We start from the raw sequence: 14,870 nt of genomic DNA, 5'->3' as shown, positions 1-14,870 counted from the left end.
CCTACACCACGAAGCCGGAGACAGTCTGGTTCAGGCTGCCCGCGCGCTCGTTCAAGCCATCGGTCGAGCGGGCGATGCTGTCGCAGTTGGCGGCCGACTTTTCCGTTTCCTCGGCGATGTACTGGATCGCCGTCGACACTTCGCGCGCCGTCAGCAGCTGTTCGTTGGCCGCCTTCGAGATGTCGGAAATGGCCAAGGTGGTCTTCGCCACGCCCGAGACGATCTTGTCGAAGGCGTCGCTGGCCTGGCGCGAAATCTCGCTGCCCGTCGACACGCGCTTGACGGATTCGTTGATCAGCTTGGAAATTTCCTTGGTCGCCTGCGACGAGCGCTCGGCCAGCTTGCGCACCTCGTCGGCGACGACGGAAAAGCCCAGGCCGTGCTCGCCCGCGCGCGCCGCTTCGATGGCCGCGTTGAAGGCCAGCATGTTGGTCTGGTTGGCGATTTCGCTGATGACCTTGACGATTTCGCCGATGTCTTCCGACGAGCGGTTGATCAAGTCCATCGCCTCGATCGACTTGGCGACGGCGCGCGCGCCCGCTTCCGCTTCCTGCTGCGTGGCTTTCGCCAGGGAATCGGCATTCGAGGTGTTTTCCGCGATGGAATTGATGGAAAACGTCAAGCCGTCGATGGAGGCGTTCATTTCTTCCACCGTGGCGCCCAGCGCCTGCGTGCCCACGGCCACGCCCGTGGCCCGTTCGGCGATGGCGTTCGACGCGTCGGCAAAGCCGTTGGCCGCCGACACCACGTTGCCGATCACGCCGCGCAAGTCGATGATCATCTTGCTGATGCCGCCGGCCAGCAAATCGATCGGCTCGCCGCCTTCGGGCACGATATTGCAGGTCAGGTCGCCTTGCGCCGCGCGCGCCACCGAGTCGAGCAGGGCATTGACCTTGCGGCTGTCGTTGGCGGCCTTGGCCTGGATGCTGTTTTCCAGGTTCACCTGGTCCGTGATGTCGATGGCGAACTTGACCACTTTATACGGTTTGCCGTTCAGGTCCAGGATGGGATTGTAGGTCGCCTGTATCCATACCACCTTGCCATGGTTGCCCAGGCGCTTGTAGCGGCCCGCGTCGAATTCGCCCCGGTTGAGCTTTTGCCAGAATTTCTTGTACTCGGCGCTGCCCCCATACTCGGGCTCGCAGAACATGCGGTGGTGCTCGCCCTCGATATCGCTCAAGTCGTAGTCCATGACGGCGAGGAAATTGGCGTTTGCGTCCAGTACCTTGCCCTGCATGTCGAATTCGATCATGGCCTGCGCCTTGCCGATGGCGCTGACCTTGCCTTCGTATTCGGCGTTGCGCTTTTTCAGGGCCGTGATGTCGCTGGCGAACTTGACCACCTTGAAGGGCCGGCCTTCCGCGTCAAAGATGGGGTTGTACGAGGCATTGAGCCAGATTTCGCGGCCATCCTTGGCGAGGCGCTTGTATTCGCCCGCATCGAACTCGCCCTTGCCCAGCTTTTGCCAGAATTGCGCGTACTGCTCGCTCTTGGCATACTCGGGTTCGCAAAACATGCGGTGGTGCTTGCCTTCGATCTCGTCCAGGGTGTAGCCGACGGACTTGAGGAAGTTGTCGTTGGCGCGGATGATGGTGCCGTCGAGCTGGAACTCGATCACGGCCTGGGCCTTGCTGATGGCGTCGATCTTGCCTTCGTAATCGGCATTGCGGCGCTTGCTGGCCGTGATGTCGGTGGCGAATTTGATGACTTTATACGGCTTGCCGTCCGCGTCGAGGATGGGGTTGTAGGAAGCGTTGATCCACACTTCGCGGCCATCCTTGGCGCGGCGCTTGTATTCGCCGTGGTCGAATTCGCCGCGTGCCAGCTTGGCCCAGAAGTTGGCATATTCGGCCGTTTTCACATACTCGGGATCGCAGAAGATCGCATGGTGCTTGCCTTGCACCTCGGCCAGGCTATACCCGACGACGCGCAGGAAATTGTCATTCGCATGCAGGATGGTGCCGTCGAGTTCAAATTCGATGACGGCCTGGACACGGTTCAATGCAGTATTTATCGCTTGTAAGTCCAGATCCTGCGAGTGGCTGACATGGCTGGCTGCGTCCATAGTATTTCCTTCGGGGTGAGAAGAGGAATGGGGGCAATAAGGCTGCTTTTATTTTTTCTGCTATCGGCTTAAGGCAGGAATCAAGGCGGCGATGTTATTGCATCGCCAGCATCTGGTGATAATTGGTGAGAATCTGTGCGATCAACGGCCGCCAGTGTTTGCCCTGCGGTTTGCCTTATAGTAGATAAAGTGTAGAGTATTGATTTAAATCAATAATTTTATTATTCCCCAGCGCCTGTCGAAAAACAAGGGGCGGGAATAAATAATGCAGAAACTGTCGCAATTGCCCCATGCCCGCATATAACAAAACCATTATTTTGCATAATAAAACGTTGTTATTGTTATTGCTTCTTTATTAATTAAATGAATATCCAAGTGATAGCTTCTACAAGGGCTTGCCGCTTGCAGCAGAATCTTTCCGCAAACGATGTTGTACCATGGCGTAGCATGCTGGCGCCGGGCGCGCCACGACAAAAATAATACGAGCGTTCTTTTATGCGGTATAGTGAAGCTTCATCCCTTGCAACCACCTCATCGCTGAGCAAAAATCAATAAGGAAGAGACATGAGTGCTGAATATCAAGTGAACGGCGCCGTTGCCGTCATTACCCTGGCCAACCCGCCCGTCAATGGCCTGGGTCTGGCGACGCGCACGGCCGCCGTGGCCGGCATCCGCCAGGCGCTGGCGGACGAGGCCGTCAAAGCCATCGTCATCACGGGCGCCGGCAAGGCATTCTCCGGCGGCGCCGATATCAAGGAATTCAATTCGCCCAAGGCGCTCACGGAACCGACCCTGCACACCTTGATCAACGTCGTCGAACAGTCGACCAAGCCGGTCGTGGCGGCCATTCACAGCGTCTGCATGGGCGGCGGCCTGGAACTGGCGCTCGGTTGCAACTACCGCGTGGCCGCGCCTGGCGCGCAGATGGCCTTGCCGGAAGTTAAACTCGGCATCTTGCCGGGCGCGGGCGGCACGCAGCGCCTGCCGCGTGTGCTGGGCCTGGAAATGGCCTTGAACATGATCGTTTCGGGCACGCCCGTCGCGTCCGAAAAACTGGCCGGCACGGCCCTGTTCGACGAAGTCATCGCGCCTGGCGCGGATTTGCTGACCGCCGCCGTGGCCTTCGCCACGAAAGTGGCCGACGTGCGCCCGCTGCCGAAAGTGCGCGAGCGCAAGGTCGACTACCCGAACCACGAAGCTTTTTTGCAGTTTTCGCGCAATACCGTCAAAGCCATGTCCGGCCCGTTCCCCGCACCGCTCAAATGCGTCGATGCCGTGGCGGCCGCCGTGACGATGAAATTCGACGACGGCTTGAAGTACGAGCGCGAACTGTTCATGCAGCTGGTGCAGTCGCCCGAGTCGAAAGCCCTGCGCCACGCCTTCTTTGCCGAGCGTGTCGCCAGCAAGGTGCCTGACGTGCCGTCCGACACGCCCGTGCGCGCGATCGCCAGCGCGGCCATCGTCGGCGCCGGCACCATGGGCGGCGGCATCGCCATGAACTTCGCCAACGCGGGCATTTCCGTGATGCTGCTGGAAACGCGGCAGGAAGCGCTGGACAAGGGCCTGGCCACGATCCGCAAGAATTACGAGAACACGGTGAAGAAGGGCAAGCTGACGCAAGAGAAGGCCGAGCAGCGCATCGCGCTGGTCAGCGGCACGTTGGCGTATGCCGACATCGCGCAGGCGGACATCGTCATCGAAGCCGTGTTCGAAGAGCTGGGCGTCAAGGAAACCGTCTTCAAGCAGCTTGACGCCGTCATGAAGCCGGGCGCCATCCTTGCGTCGAACACATCCACTTTGGACCTGGACAAGATCGCCGCGTTCACCAAACGCCCGCAGGACGTGATCGGCACGCATTTCTTCAGCCCCGCGAACGTCATGAAACTGCTGGAAATCGTCCGCGGCAAGGAAACGGGCAAGGACGTGCTGGCCACGGCGTTGGCGCTGTCGAAAAAGCTGAAAAAAACGGGCGTCGTCTCGGGCGTGTGCGACGGCTTTATCGGCAACCGCATGATCGAGCAATACAGCCGCCAAGCCGGTTTCTTGCTGGAAGAAGGCTGTCTGCCGGAACAGGTCGACAAGGCGGTCGAGAAATTCGGCTTTGCCATGGGCCCGTTCCGCATGGGCGACCTGGCCGGCAACGACATCGGCTGGGCCATCCGCAAGCGCCGCTACGTGGAAAAGCCGGACGTCACGTATTCGAAGACGGCCGATTTGCTGTGCGAACTGGGACGCTATGGCCAGAAGACGGGCGCCGGCTGGTACGACTACAAGCCGGGCGACCGCAAGGCGTATCCGTCGGAGCAGGTCAACGCCATGATTCTCCAGCACTCCGCCGACATCGGCGTGGCGCGGCGCAAGATCGGCGACCAGGAAATCGTCGAACGCCTCGTGTATGCGCTCGTCAATGAAGGCGCGCGCATCCTGGAAGAGGGCATCGCCTTGCGCGCCTCGGACATCGACATGGTGTATCTGACCGGTTACGGCTTCCCGCTGTTCCGCGGCGGCCCGATGTTCTACGCGGACACGGTCGGCTTGCCGAACGTGCTCGATACGATCGCCGGCTACGCGAAAGGCCGCCACGGCGAAGCGTGGACGCCGGCGCCGCTGCTGGTGAAACTGGCGGGCGAGGGCAAGGGGTTCAATAGCTAAGCCGACGCCAACAATATTGTCGGATTACGCGAGGCGAAGCCTCGCTAATCCGACGCCACCACGGACGCCAGCAAGCATGTTTACTGCTTCTTTGCCACCATCTTGACCGCCTCGTTGACGATGACGGGGTTGTCTTTCTGGATGTAATAGCCGGCGCCCGTGATGCGCTCGATGGCGGGCGCGCCGGACAGGCGCTGCCAATCCTTTTCCTGCGCCCGCACCACGTTTTCAAACGAGCCCATTTCCTCGATGCCGAACTTGTCGCGCACCAGCAGCATGGCGGGCACGCGCAGCGGGCTGCTCATGTCGACATGCTGCAGGCATTGCGTCTGGGCATCGAATTCGGCCGATTCCGTGCTGTTGAACATCAACTTGCGCCGCGTCTTCACGAGCATGGCGTAGGCGGACGCGTCCGTCTGCAGGCGGTTCCATTGCTGCGGGTGCGTGGGGTCGAGCAGGACGAGGCCGGCCACGTCCTGCGGGTACAGCCTGGCATATACATACTGATACAGGCCGCCCAGGCCCTGGCCGACCAGCACATACGGCGGCTTCAGGCCCGCTTGCGCCAGCAGGGCGCGCTGCTGGGCGGCGATGGTGCAGGGGTCGCGCGGCGTGGTGGTCTTTTTGCTGTCGCCGTAGCCGGGACGGTCGTAGACGAGCACGCGGTGCTGCCTGGCCACTTCGGGCACCACCTTGGCCCACACATCCTTGCCGTCGCCCATGGCCGACTGGAACACGACGGGCAAGCCGTTCTGGCCGCTCAGGGTATAGGCGATGCTGGCGTCGGGCAGGGCCGCGGTGGCGGGAATGCCTGGCGTGACTGGCGTGGATGGCAACAGAGAGCAGCCGGAAAAACAGCCTGCCAGCAGCAAGCCGGCGCTGGAGAGGAGCATGGTGCGCGCGGGGCGGCCGACGAATAGATGATGCATGAATCTCCTTCTTGGTGCACGGACCGGGAGCCGGTATGGCTTGGCAGCCATTATAGGCAAAACATATAGAAGTGGAAATGCCGAACAGAGCCGGATTTCCCGTCCTGTCAGCTGGCGTCGGCGCGATGGCAGACGGCTTCGATGCGGTTGCCGTCCGGATCAAACAAAAAGGCCGCGTAATAACTGGCGTGATAGTGGCGCAGTCCGGGCGCGCCCAGGTCGATGCCGCCATGCGCCAGGCCCGCCCGCCAGAACGCTTCCACGGCCGCGCGCGAGGAAGCCTTGAAGCAGCAATGGCGGCGCGGCGCGTCGTCGGGCTTGGGGTCCAGGCGTACGGAAAAGTAGCTGCGTTCAGGATGATCCGCGTCGCTGCGCTCGCCGTAGCCTATCCAGGCGTTGGCGTGGTCGCTGCCCACCTTGGGCACGTCCAGCGCGGCAAAGACGGCGTCATAGAAGCGCTCGGCGCGTTCCAGGTCGCTGACGGTGAGGGAAACGTGATCGAGCATGGGCACTCCGCTGTAAAAACAAGGACGCCCATAGCATAGCCCGGATCAGGGCGGCCGTGGGCGGGAGTAACCGAGTGGTACTGCCGGCGGACGACTGCCGGTCAAGCGCTGCTGGCGAGCCGGGCCACGATGTTGCGGCTCATCAGCTGCACGCGGGGGGCGAACAGCATCACGGCGCAGAAGGCCACGGGCCAGGCGGCAAGGAAGGCATGGCGCCAGCGGGGCAGGAAGTCCGCCTGCAGGCCGATATTGAGCCAGGTGACCCAGGCACTCATCAGCAGGGTCATGAGCAGCGACATCAGGAAGGCAAATACGCAGCGCAAACGCAGGGCTTCGGACATGGAGCACTTTCAAAGTGTGAAGATATGGCAGCGTAACGACTTGCAGCAATCTATACTAGAGCCATATTTTTAATTTCAAATTCCGAAAATGCAATCATGCTCGATGATTTAGCCCTGTTTGTCGCCATTGTCGAGGCGGGCAGCCTGCATGCGGCCGCCGTCAAGGAAGACTTGCCTGCCGCTACCGTCACGCGCCGGCTGCAAAAGCTGGAAAGCCAGCTCGGCTACCGCTTGCTCAACCGCAGCGCGCGCCGCCTGCAGCCGACGGCGGAAGGCTGGCAATACTATGAGCAATGCCGTCCTTTGGTACACGCCTTGCGGCAGGCGACGCAGCAGCTCGACGCCAGCCTGTCGGCCGTCTCGGGCAGCATCCGCGTCTTGGCGCCCGTCAACTTCGCCAGCGGCTTGCTGACGCCGGCCTGGGTCAGCTTCATGCAAAAGTACCCGGACATCCGCCTGGAGCTGGAGCTGTCGAACCTGCTGCAAGACCTCGTGGGCAGCGGCGCCGACCTGGCCATCCGCGTGGGCGCGCTCGACGATTCCTCGCTGATGCAGCGCCGGCTGGGCAGCGCTTCGCTGGTGATGGTGGCCGCGCCAGCCTACCTGGCGCGCGCCGGCGTGCCGCGCGACTTGCAGGAACTGGAACAGCATGAGCTGATCGTGGCAGAGCCGCTGCGCAGCTGGCGCTTGCGCCGGCCCGGCGACGGCGCCGAAATGGTGATCGAACCGCAGGCGCGCCTGCGCGTCAATGAAATGCGCCTGGCCGTGGAGATGGCCGACGCGGGCATCGGTATCCTGCTGTGTCCGCTTCTGCAATGCCGCGACGAAGTGGCCAGTGGCAGCCTCGTGCGCGTCCTGCCCGACTGGATGCCGCAGCCGCGCCACGTGTACGCCGTGTGGACGCAGCGGCGCTACCTGCCGGCCCGCGTGCGCGTGCTGCTCGAGCACCTGGCGGCGTTCGCGGCGGGCAATCCGCTGTTGAACGAGGGTGCCAGCGCCGATCAGCTCGTTGCGCCGGGAATCCTTTCCATTTAGTAATACCGAGCGCTTGTACTTTCCGCCGGGATCGCGTTAAGATAAAGCTGCTTGCTTATCCAGCGGGCAATCTGGTGTTTTTTCGCGCAATCCCGTTCCTATCCATGAGAGTAGCAATGAAATATCTGATCGTTCCCTTCTTGCTGGCGATGACCGGCTGCGAGGTACTGTATGACGCGAACCGGGACAAGATCGGCGAGTACTGCAACAGCCTCAATAATTTCGACGACCGCAATGCCTGCCGCAAGCGCAACCAGACCAGCTACCAGGAATACGTGCAGCAGCGCGACCAGCTGAAAAAGAGCAAGAGCGACAAATAAGCTTGCCACCGCATACGCCGCATACGCTGCTTAAAAAACAAACGCCGCTGACCAGTCAGCGGCGTTTTGCTTTGCGGGCCCCGGCCTTGCGGCCGGGGCTTGCGCCGTATCAGTCGTCGGCGTAGATATTGTTGTCCTTCGTTTCCTTGACGAACAGGGTGCCGATCACGACAGTCGCCAGGGCGACGACGATCGGATACCACAGGCCATAATAAATATCGCCCTTGAACGCCACCAGCGCGAAGGCCGTGGTCGGCAGCAAGCCGCCGAACCAGCCGTTACCGATATGGTAGGGCAGGGACATCGAGGTGTAACGGATGCGCGTCGGGAACATTTCCACCAGCATGGCGGCGATCGGGCCGTACACCATGGTCACGTACAGCACCAGGATGAACAGCAGCAAGACGACCATCGGCTTGTTGATCTGGTCCGGATCGGCTTTCGCAGGGTAGCCCGCTTCCTTGATGCCGGCGCCCAGTTCTTTCTTCAGCGCCGCTTCTTTGGCCTTGCTGTCCGCATCGAAGTTCAGGCCGTCCGGTGTCATGACGGCGTTAAACGACGTGAATTCCTTCGTGCCGATGCGTACCTTGGCGATTGAGCCGGCCGGTGCGTCTTCCTTCGTGTAGTTCACCGAGCTGTTCGACAGGAAGCCGGTGGCGATGTCGCACGACGATGGGAATTTCTTCGTGCCCGTCATGTTGAACTGGAAGTGGCAGGAAGCCGGATCGGCCACGACCACCACTGGCGAGTTCTTCAGAGCCGCTTCCAGCTGCGGGTTGGCGAAGTGGGTCAGGCCGTTGAAGATCGGGAAGTAGGTGGCCGCGGCGATCAGGCAACCGCCGAGGATGATGTACTTGCGGCCGATGCGGTCGGACAGGCTGCCGAAGAACAGGAAGAACGGCGTGGCCAGCAGCAGGGCGATGGCGATCATCACGTTGGCCGTTGCCAGGTCCACTTTCAAGGTCTGGATCATGAAGAACAGGGCGTAGAACTGGCCCGTGTACCACACGACTGCCTGGCCGGCGGTCAGGCCGATCAGGGCCAGGATGACGATCTTCAGGTTCTTCCACTTGCCGAACGCTTCCGTCAGCGGGGCTTTCGAGGTCTTGCCCTCGGCCTTCATCTTGGCAAACGCGGGCGATTCATTCATGGCCAGACGGATCCACACTGAAATACCCAGCAGGATAACGGAGACCAGGAAGGGAATGCGCCAGCCCCACGCCTCGAAATCCTTCTCGCCGGTCGCCAGGCGGGTGCCCAGGATGACCATCAGCGACAGGAAGAAGCCCAGGGTTGCCGTCGTTTGTATCCACGCCGTGAACGCGCCGCGCTTGCCTTCAGGCGCGTGCTCGGCCACATAGGTGGCTGCGCCGCCGTACTCGCCGCCCAGCGCCAGGCCTTGCAGGATGCGCAGGAAGACGAGGATGATCGGTGCGGCGATGCCGATGGAGGCGTAGCCCGGCAGCAAGCCGACGATGAAGGTGGAGCCACCCATGATCAGGATGGTGATCAGGAAGGTGTACTTGCGGCCGATCATGTCGCCCAGGCGGCCGAAGACCAGCGCGCCGAACGGACGCACGATGAAGCCGGCGGCAAAGGCCAGCAGCGCGAAAATGAAGGTGGTGGTGGGGTCGCCGATGAAGAATTGCTTGGCGATGATGGAAGCGAGCGAACCGTACAGATAAAAATCGTACCATTCAAAAACGGTGCCGAGCGAGGACGCAAAGATGACCTTGCGTTCCTCGGGCGTAATCGGCGTTCCCTTGGTAGAAGTTTTTCGTACGTCGGCCGGGCCGGATGATGATGCCATGGTTTGTCTCCCTATGTTTTATAGTGAACTGGTGCCGCGGTCTTTTTGACCATTCTTGCAACAGCTGGAGGCGAGTGTGTTCTCCGAACCTTACGTCATGCTTGCTTGAAACTTACACCAAGCTTACAAATCAATGTCCGGCGGAACTTTGCGAACGACCGTACTTAAATGTGCTATTCTCATTCCGCAGATACCCCACCCAATAATATCCCCACAAGGAGACACAGCATGAATGAAGCCGTCATCGTATCGACCGCCCGCACGGGCCTGGCCAAGTCCTGGAAGGGCGCGTTCAACATGACGCATGGCGCCACCCTGGGCGGCCACGTGCTGGCGGCCGCCGTCGAGCGCGCGCGCATCGAGGCGGAGGAAGTGGAAGACGTACTGGTCGGCTGCGCCTTTCCCGAAGGCGCGACAGGCGGCAATATCGCGCGCCAGGTGGCCTTGCGCGGCGGCTGCCCCGTCACGACGGCGGGCATGACCGTCAACCGTTTCTGCTCGTCGGGCTTGCAGGCCATCGCCCTGGCGGCGCAGCGCATCATCGCCGGCGAAGGCGATATCTATGCGGCGGGCGGCGTGGAATCGATTTCCTGTGTGCAAAACGAGATGAATACGCATATGTACCGCGAAGTCTGGCTGCAGCAGCACAAGCCGGAACTGTACTGGCCCATGCTGCAGACGGCCGAAACCGTCGCCAAGCGCTACCAGATTTCGCGCGAACGCCAGGATGCCTACGGCGCGCAAAGCCAGCAGCGTGCCGCCGCGGCCCAGGCCGCCGGCCTGTTCGACGCGGAAATCGTGCCGATGACCACCATCATGGGCGTGGCCGACAAGGCCAGCGGCATGCTAGTGTCGCGCGAAGTGACGATTGCCGCCGACGAAGGAATCCGTGCCGATACGACCTACGACGGCGTGGCGAAGATCCGCCCGGCCATTCCTGGCGGTGTCATCAGCGCCGGCAATGCCAGCCAGTTTTCCGATGGCGCGTCCATGGCCATCGTCATGAATGCGAAAGTGGCCGAAGCGAAAGGCTTGCAGCCGCTGGGCGTCTTCCGCGGTTTCGCCGTGGCCGGCTGCGAACCCGATGAAATGGGCATCGGCCCCGTCTACGCGATTCCGAAATTGCTGAAAAAGGCGGGCTTGACGGTGGCCGACATCGGCCTGTGGGAACTCAATGAAGCGTTTGCCGTGCAAGTGCTGTACTGCGCCGACACCCTGGGCATCCCCATGGACCGCCTGAACGTCAACGGCGGCGCGATTGCCGTTGGCCACCCGTACGGCGTGTCGGGTGCCCGCCTGACGGGCCACGCCTTGATCGAAGGCAAGCGCCGCGGCGCCAAATACGTGGTCGTGACCATGTGCATCGGCGGCGGGCAGGGCGCGGCAGGACTGTTCGAAGTGCTGTGATGTTTGCGTGAACCCAGTCTGCGGGCGGCTTCCATGGCCGCCCGTTTGCATTGGGCGCTCCGTTCCTGCAAAGCGCGCCGATAGCGGTTACAGTAATGCTTCATTAATAAACAAGCAGCCCTGCCACCATGATCAAGCACATCGTTTTCTGGAAACTCAAAGACCACGCCGAAGGCGCCGACCGCGCCACGAATGCATTGAAGCTCAAGGCCCTGCTCGATTCCTGTTCGGATTTGGTCCCAGGCATCCTGAAATTCGAGGCAGCCGTGGCCCAGCCGGGCCTGGAAGCGACCTACGACATCGTCCTGTACAGCGAATTCGCCAGCCGCGAAGCGCTCGATGCTTACCAGAACCATCCCGAGCACGTGAAAATCAAGCCGTTTTTTGGGGCCGTGCGGGAAGCCAGACAATGCATGGACTACGAAGTGTAGTGACACCGAACCAAACCTACTGCGCGTCGGCATAGGTGGCCTGCGATGCTCACCGTACTTCAGTACGGTTGCGCTTCTCGGCCATCTCTCCCTTCCGCTCGCTACGGTTTTGTTCGGTGTCGTGAATATCAATGTTAGCCATCAACTTTATTGACAGGAGCCTTCATGACCACTTACCAACGCATCGTCCTTGCCTCGCGCCCCACGGGCGAAGTGCAGCCGGATAACTTCCGCCTGGAAACCAAGGAAATTCCCGCCATCACGGATGGTCAGTTGCTGGTGCGTAACCAGTACCTGTCGCTCGACCCGTACATGCGCGGGCGCATGAGTGCCAATAAAAGCTATGCGGCGCCGCAGGCGCTCGATGAAACGATGATCGGCGGCACGGTGGGCGTCGTGCTCGAGTCGAAGCATCCGAAGTTCGCCGTGGGCGACATGGTCGTGGGTACCCTGGGCTGGACGGAAGTGGCCGTGTCGGACGGCACGATGCTGCGCAAGGTCGACACGACGCACATCCCCGCTTCGGCCTACCTCGGTTCCGTCGGCATGCCGGGCATGACAGCCTGGTATGGCTTGAACCAGATCATGGCGCCGAAAGCGGGCGAAACCGTGGTCGTGTCGGCCGCCAGCGGCGCCGTGGGCAGCGTCGTGGGGCAGCTGGCGAAACTCAAAGGCTGCCGTGTCGTCGGCATCGCGGGCGGGGCGGAGAAATGCCGCTATGTTGTCGAGGAACTGGGTTTCGATACCTGCGTCGACTACAAGGCGGGCAATCTGGAGGCCGATTTGGCGGCGGCGACGCCCGACGGCATCGACGCCATCTTTGAAAATGTGGGCGGCGCCATTTTCGATGCGGCGCTGGCGCGCACCAACGCGTTTGGCCGCGTGGCCGTGTGCGGCTGGATCGCCGGCTACAACGGCGAACCGACGCCGCTCGACAATGCGCGCCTGATCCTCACCAACCGCCTCACCGTGCGCGGCTTCATCGTCTCCGAGCAGCCGGAATTCTGGCCGCAGGGACTGGCGGAACTGGGCAGCCTGGTGGCGACGGGCAAGCTGAAATTCCGCGAATCCGTGGCCGACGGCCTGGCCAGCGCGCCCGAGGCCTTCATCGGCCTCTTAAAAGGGCGCAACTTCGGCAAGCAGCTGGTGAAGTTGTAAGCGGTCTGTGCTGAAGTGACCGGGCGCGCCGCCATTTCCTGGCCCGGCCGTGCCCGGTAGCACGGCAATGCGTTCAATAGATCGGCAGCGTGAAATCGTCGTCGATCCTGCGCGCTTTGGCCGTCGCGTTCGCTCGCAACAGCCCCTGGATCAGGGCGCTGCCGACGCACCGTTGCAGTACATGCGCGATGGCTATGCCGAACCGGGTCCGCACGTGCATGAGGCGGATGAGGCGAGGGCTGAGCTCGTGCTGCGACCGCTCGACATACGGGCGCAGGATGCGTTCATATGCCTCGAAAGCCTGGGTGTGGGTAGCGCACCTCTTGATCTCCCCGGCCAGCACGTAGGCTCCCACCAGCGCCAAAGCCGTGCCCTTGCCCGTGAATGGCGTCGGGCAGTGCGCCGCATCGCCCAGCAAGACCAGCCGGCCTTTTGACCAGGTCGATGCTTGTACCTGGCTCATCGGCCCGAAGTAGAAGTCCTGGACGGTATCAAGCTCGGCGATGATACGATCGGCGACCTTGCCCCGGCCTGCCAGCGCCGCGCGCAGCAGCTCGCGCCGCGACGGCGCCGTCGGACTGCGCAGGCCAGGCTCAGGGGCAGGAAAGGTCATCAGCACGGTTGTGTGCGTCAAGCCACCTGGCCTGAGGTTGATCATCGTCCCGCCTATGCCGTTGACGGAGCAGGCCCAGAAGTCGTCTTCCCGTCGCCGGGGAATGTTGAAAAACGCCATGTAGGCGCCGAGGTAACGCATGCGCGTTTCAGCGGCCAGCGCCAGGTCTCTGGTCGGCGAGCTCACGCCGTCGGCGCAGATCACCAGCGCGAAGTCCTCTGCCGTGCCATTGGCAAAGGTTGCCCGCACGCCATTTTCAATCTCTTCAAGGCCACTGACGGACGTGCCAAAACGGTATTCGCAAGTGCCGCTGGTCGCATCGAACAAAATACGGGCGAAATCGCCGCGCAGGATTTCGAAATCGCTGGTCAGTCCGCCGATACTACCTTTGGGAAAAACAGCCACCACCTTGCCGGTGGCGTCGAGCCACTTCTGTCCGCACTCCAGCGTGTCGCGCGCCTCGACCTGTTCCGTCAAACCCATGCGCTTGATGACCTGCTGCGCGGCGCCCTTCACATCGATGTTCTGCCCGCCGTCCCTGAGCGCGCCGGCCTTTTCGACGAGCACCACGGAGTAGCCGTACCTGGTCAGCCACCAGGCACACGCAGGGCCGGCGATGCCGCCGCCGCAGATCAGGATTTTCTTCGTTTGTTCCATGTGACAGCTTTCGTGGTTGTGAAGTCAGCGTCCATGTTAGGCGCGCCACGTGTTGGTCACAATGACCCAACAGGCCATGTTATATTGAATTCTTGCCACACTGATTTGGTTCCTTGAAAGGTGCCCGATGCCTGTTTTCAGCGACGACTCGTCCTTCGAGTGGGAAGACCCCGACTGCGTGCCAAGGCCGGTGGTTACGCTTGGCGCCGTTGGCCGCGAGATGGATAGCCGCCAGGAGAAGGATTTCCATCAGCATCGAAAAGGCCAGTTCCTGCTCTGGATGCGCGGCGTGCTCACCTGCGAGGTGGACGGCGGCTTCTGGCTGGTGCCGCCAGGAAGCGCCATTTGGATACCCGGCGGCACACAACATCGAATGGATGGGGCCGGCACGGTCGACTGTTACGTGGTGTATGTCGATCCTGCGCTGGACGACGCGTTGCCGCGGGAATGCTGCACCTTGTCGACCACGCCGCTGCTGCGTGAATTGGTGATCCGTTCAGCGGCATTGCCGATGCGCTATGAAGAGGGCGGCATGGCGTCACGACTGATGACACTGCTTCTCGACGAAATGGCGCTGGCGCAGCCCGGCCAGGTTCATCTTCCCCTGACGACAGACAAGCGGCTACGCAAACTGGTCGAGTGGATCATGGCGCGTCCGTCCGATCCCGGCAACATCGAGTCGTGGGCGCAGCGGATGGGCATCAGTGCGCGCACGCTGTCACGCCTCGTGTCCCGGGAAACCGGCATGAGTTTCGGACGCTGGCGCAGGCAACTGCATATCCTGCTCGCCTTGCAATGGATGGCCAGGGGCGCCACGGTCCAGCATGTCGCAGAGGGCCTGGGCTACGAGAACGCGAGCAATTTTGTCGTCATGTTTCGCAAGGTACTCGGTGAAACACCTGGACGTTACTTGAAATCGAACGCTTGAGCCGCACCACCTGCCAAG

Annotated in this window: 13 protein-coding genes; 7 read left to right on the top strand and 6 right to left on the bottom strand. The window is 61.7% G+C overall.

From position 1 onward, the window contains the following. Position 1: 1 nt before the first annotated feature. Positions 2-2,065 carry a methyl-accepting chemotaxis protein gene (locus IGS55_RS03700; protein ID WP_268991835.1) on the bottom strand — a complete coding sequence of 688 codons (2,064 nt, stop codon included), beginning with the start codon at positions 2,063-2,065 and terminating at the stop codon, positions 2-4. A gap of 564 nt (positions 2,066-2,629) precedes the next feature. Here IGS55_RS03700 and IGS55_RS03690 point away from each other — a divergent pair. Continuing rightward, positions 2,630-4,717: a 3-hydroxyacyl-CoA dehydrogenase NAD-binding domain-containing protein gene (locus IGS55_RS03690; protein WP_230516046.1), complete on the top strand. Its 2,088-nt coding sequence runs from the start codon at positions 2,630-2,632 to the stop codon at positions 4,715-4,717. An 80-nt stretch (positions 4,718-4,797) separates the two neighbouring features. Here IGS55_RS03690 and IGS55_RS03685 read toward each other — a convergent pair whose 3' ends face one another. The 3 genes from IGS55_RS03685 to IGS55_RS03675 all read right to left on the bottom strand — a co-directional run bounded on the left by IGS55_RS03685 (position 4,798) and on the right by IGS55_RS03675 (position 6,493). Beyond that, positions 4,798-5,646: an alpha/beta fold hydrolase gene (locus IGS55_RS03685; protein WP_230516045.1), complete on the bottom strand. Its 849-nt coding sequence runs from the start codon at positions 5,644-5,646 to the stop codon at positions 4,798-4,800. A 107-nt stretch (positions 5,647-5,753) separates the two neighbouring features. Then, positions 5,754-6,152, bottom strand: a complete 399-nt coding sequence (locus tag IGS55_RS03680) for a VOC family protein (RefSeq protein WP_230516044.1) — start codon at positions 6,150-6,152, stop codon at positions 5,754-5,756. 101 nt (positions 6,153-6,253) lie between these two features. Next, positions 6,254-6,493 carry a DUF2798 domain-containing protein gene (locus tag IGS55_RS03675; RefSeq protein ID WP_230516043.1) on the bottom strand — a complete coding sequence of 80 codons (240 nt, stop codon included), beginning with the start codon at positions 6,491-6,493 and terminating at the stop codon, positions 6,254-6,256. A gap of 96 nt (positions 6,494-6,589) precedes the next feature. On the opposite strand from IGS55_RS03675, the gene IGS55_RS03670 reads away from it, so the two are divergent. Next, positions 6,590-7,528: a LysR family transcriptional regulator gene (locus tag IGS55_RS03670; protein ID WP_230516042.1), complete on the top strand. Its 939-nt coding sequence runs from the start codon at positions 6,590-6,592 to the stop codon at positions 7,526-7,528. Positions 7,529-7,644: 116 nt separating this feature from the next. Beyond that, positions 7,645-7,848, top strand: a complete 204-nt coding sequence (locus tag IGS55_RS03665; protein WP_046682764.1) for a hypothetical protein — start codon at positions 7,645-7,647, stop codon at positions 7,846-7,848. 109 nt (positions 7,849-7,957) lie between these two features. Here IGS55_RS03665 and IGS55_RS03660 read toward each other — a convergent pair whose 3' ends face one another. Beyond that, on the bottom strand, positions 7,958-9,658 hold the full coding sequence (locus IGS55_RS03660) for an MFS transporter (RefSeq protein WP_230516041.1): 1,701 nt from the start codon (positions 9,656-9,658) through the stop codon (positions 7,958-7,960). Positions 9,659-9,886: 228 nt separating this feature from the next. Here IGS55_RS03660 and IGS55_RS03655 point away from each other — a divergent pair, with 228 nt between their 5' ends. The 3 genes from IGS55_RS03655 to IGS55_RS03645 all read left to right on the top strand — a co-directional run bounded on the left by IGS55_RS03655 (position 9,887) and on the right by IGS55_RS03645 (position 12,654). After that, positions 9,887-11,065, top strand: a complete 1,179-nt coding sequence (locus IGS55_RS03655) for an acetyl-CoA C-acyltransferase (RefSeq protein WP_230516040.1) — start codon at positions 9,887-9,889, stop codon at positions 11,063-11,065. 128 nt (positions 11,066-11,193) lie between these two features. Continuing rightward, positions 11,194-11,496, top strand: a complete 303-nt coding sequence (locus IGS55_RS03650) for a Dabb family protein (RefSeq protein WP_070288489.1) — start codon at positions 11,194-11,196, stop codon at positions 11,494-11,496. A gap of 165 nt (positions 11,497-11,661) precedes the next feature. Further along, positions 11,662-12,654 carry an NADP-dependent oxidoreductase gene (locus tag IGS55_RS03645; RefSeq protein ID WP_230516039.1) on the top strand — a complete coding sequence of 331 codons (993 nt, stop codon included), beginning with the start codon at positions 11,662-11,664 and terminating at the stop codon, positions 12,652-12,654. A gap of 73 nt (positions 12,655-12,727) precedes the next feature. Here the strand turns inward: IGS55_RS03645 and IGS55_RS03640 are convergent, their stop codons facing one another. Next, positions 12,728-13,924, bottom strand: coding sequence for an FAD-dependent monooxygenase (locus IGS55_RS03640; RefSeq protein WP_230516038.1), 1,197 nt, complete (start codon positions 13,922-13,924; stop codon positions 12,728-12,730). 127 nt (positions 13,925-14,051) lie between these two features. On the opposite strand from IGS55_RS03640, the gene IGS55_RS03635 reads away from it, so the two are divergent. Next, positions 14,052-14,852, top strand: coding sequence for an AraC family transcriptional regulator (locus IGS55_RS03635; protein ID WP_230516037.1), 801 nt, complete (start codon positions 14,052-14,054; stop codon positions 14,850-14,852). Positions 14,853-14,870 lie beyond the last annotated feature (18 nt).

Source organism: Janthinobacterium sp. EB271-G4-3-2 (assembly GCF_020858035.1).
In the GTDB taxonomy this organism is placed as follows: Bacteria; Pseudomonadota; Gammaproteobacteria; order Burkholderiales; family Burkholderiaceae_D; genus Janthinobacterium; species Janthinobacterium aestuarii.
This window is presented reverse-complemented; position numbering and strand designations above follow the sequence as displayed.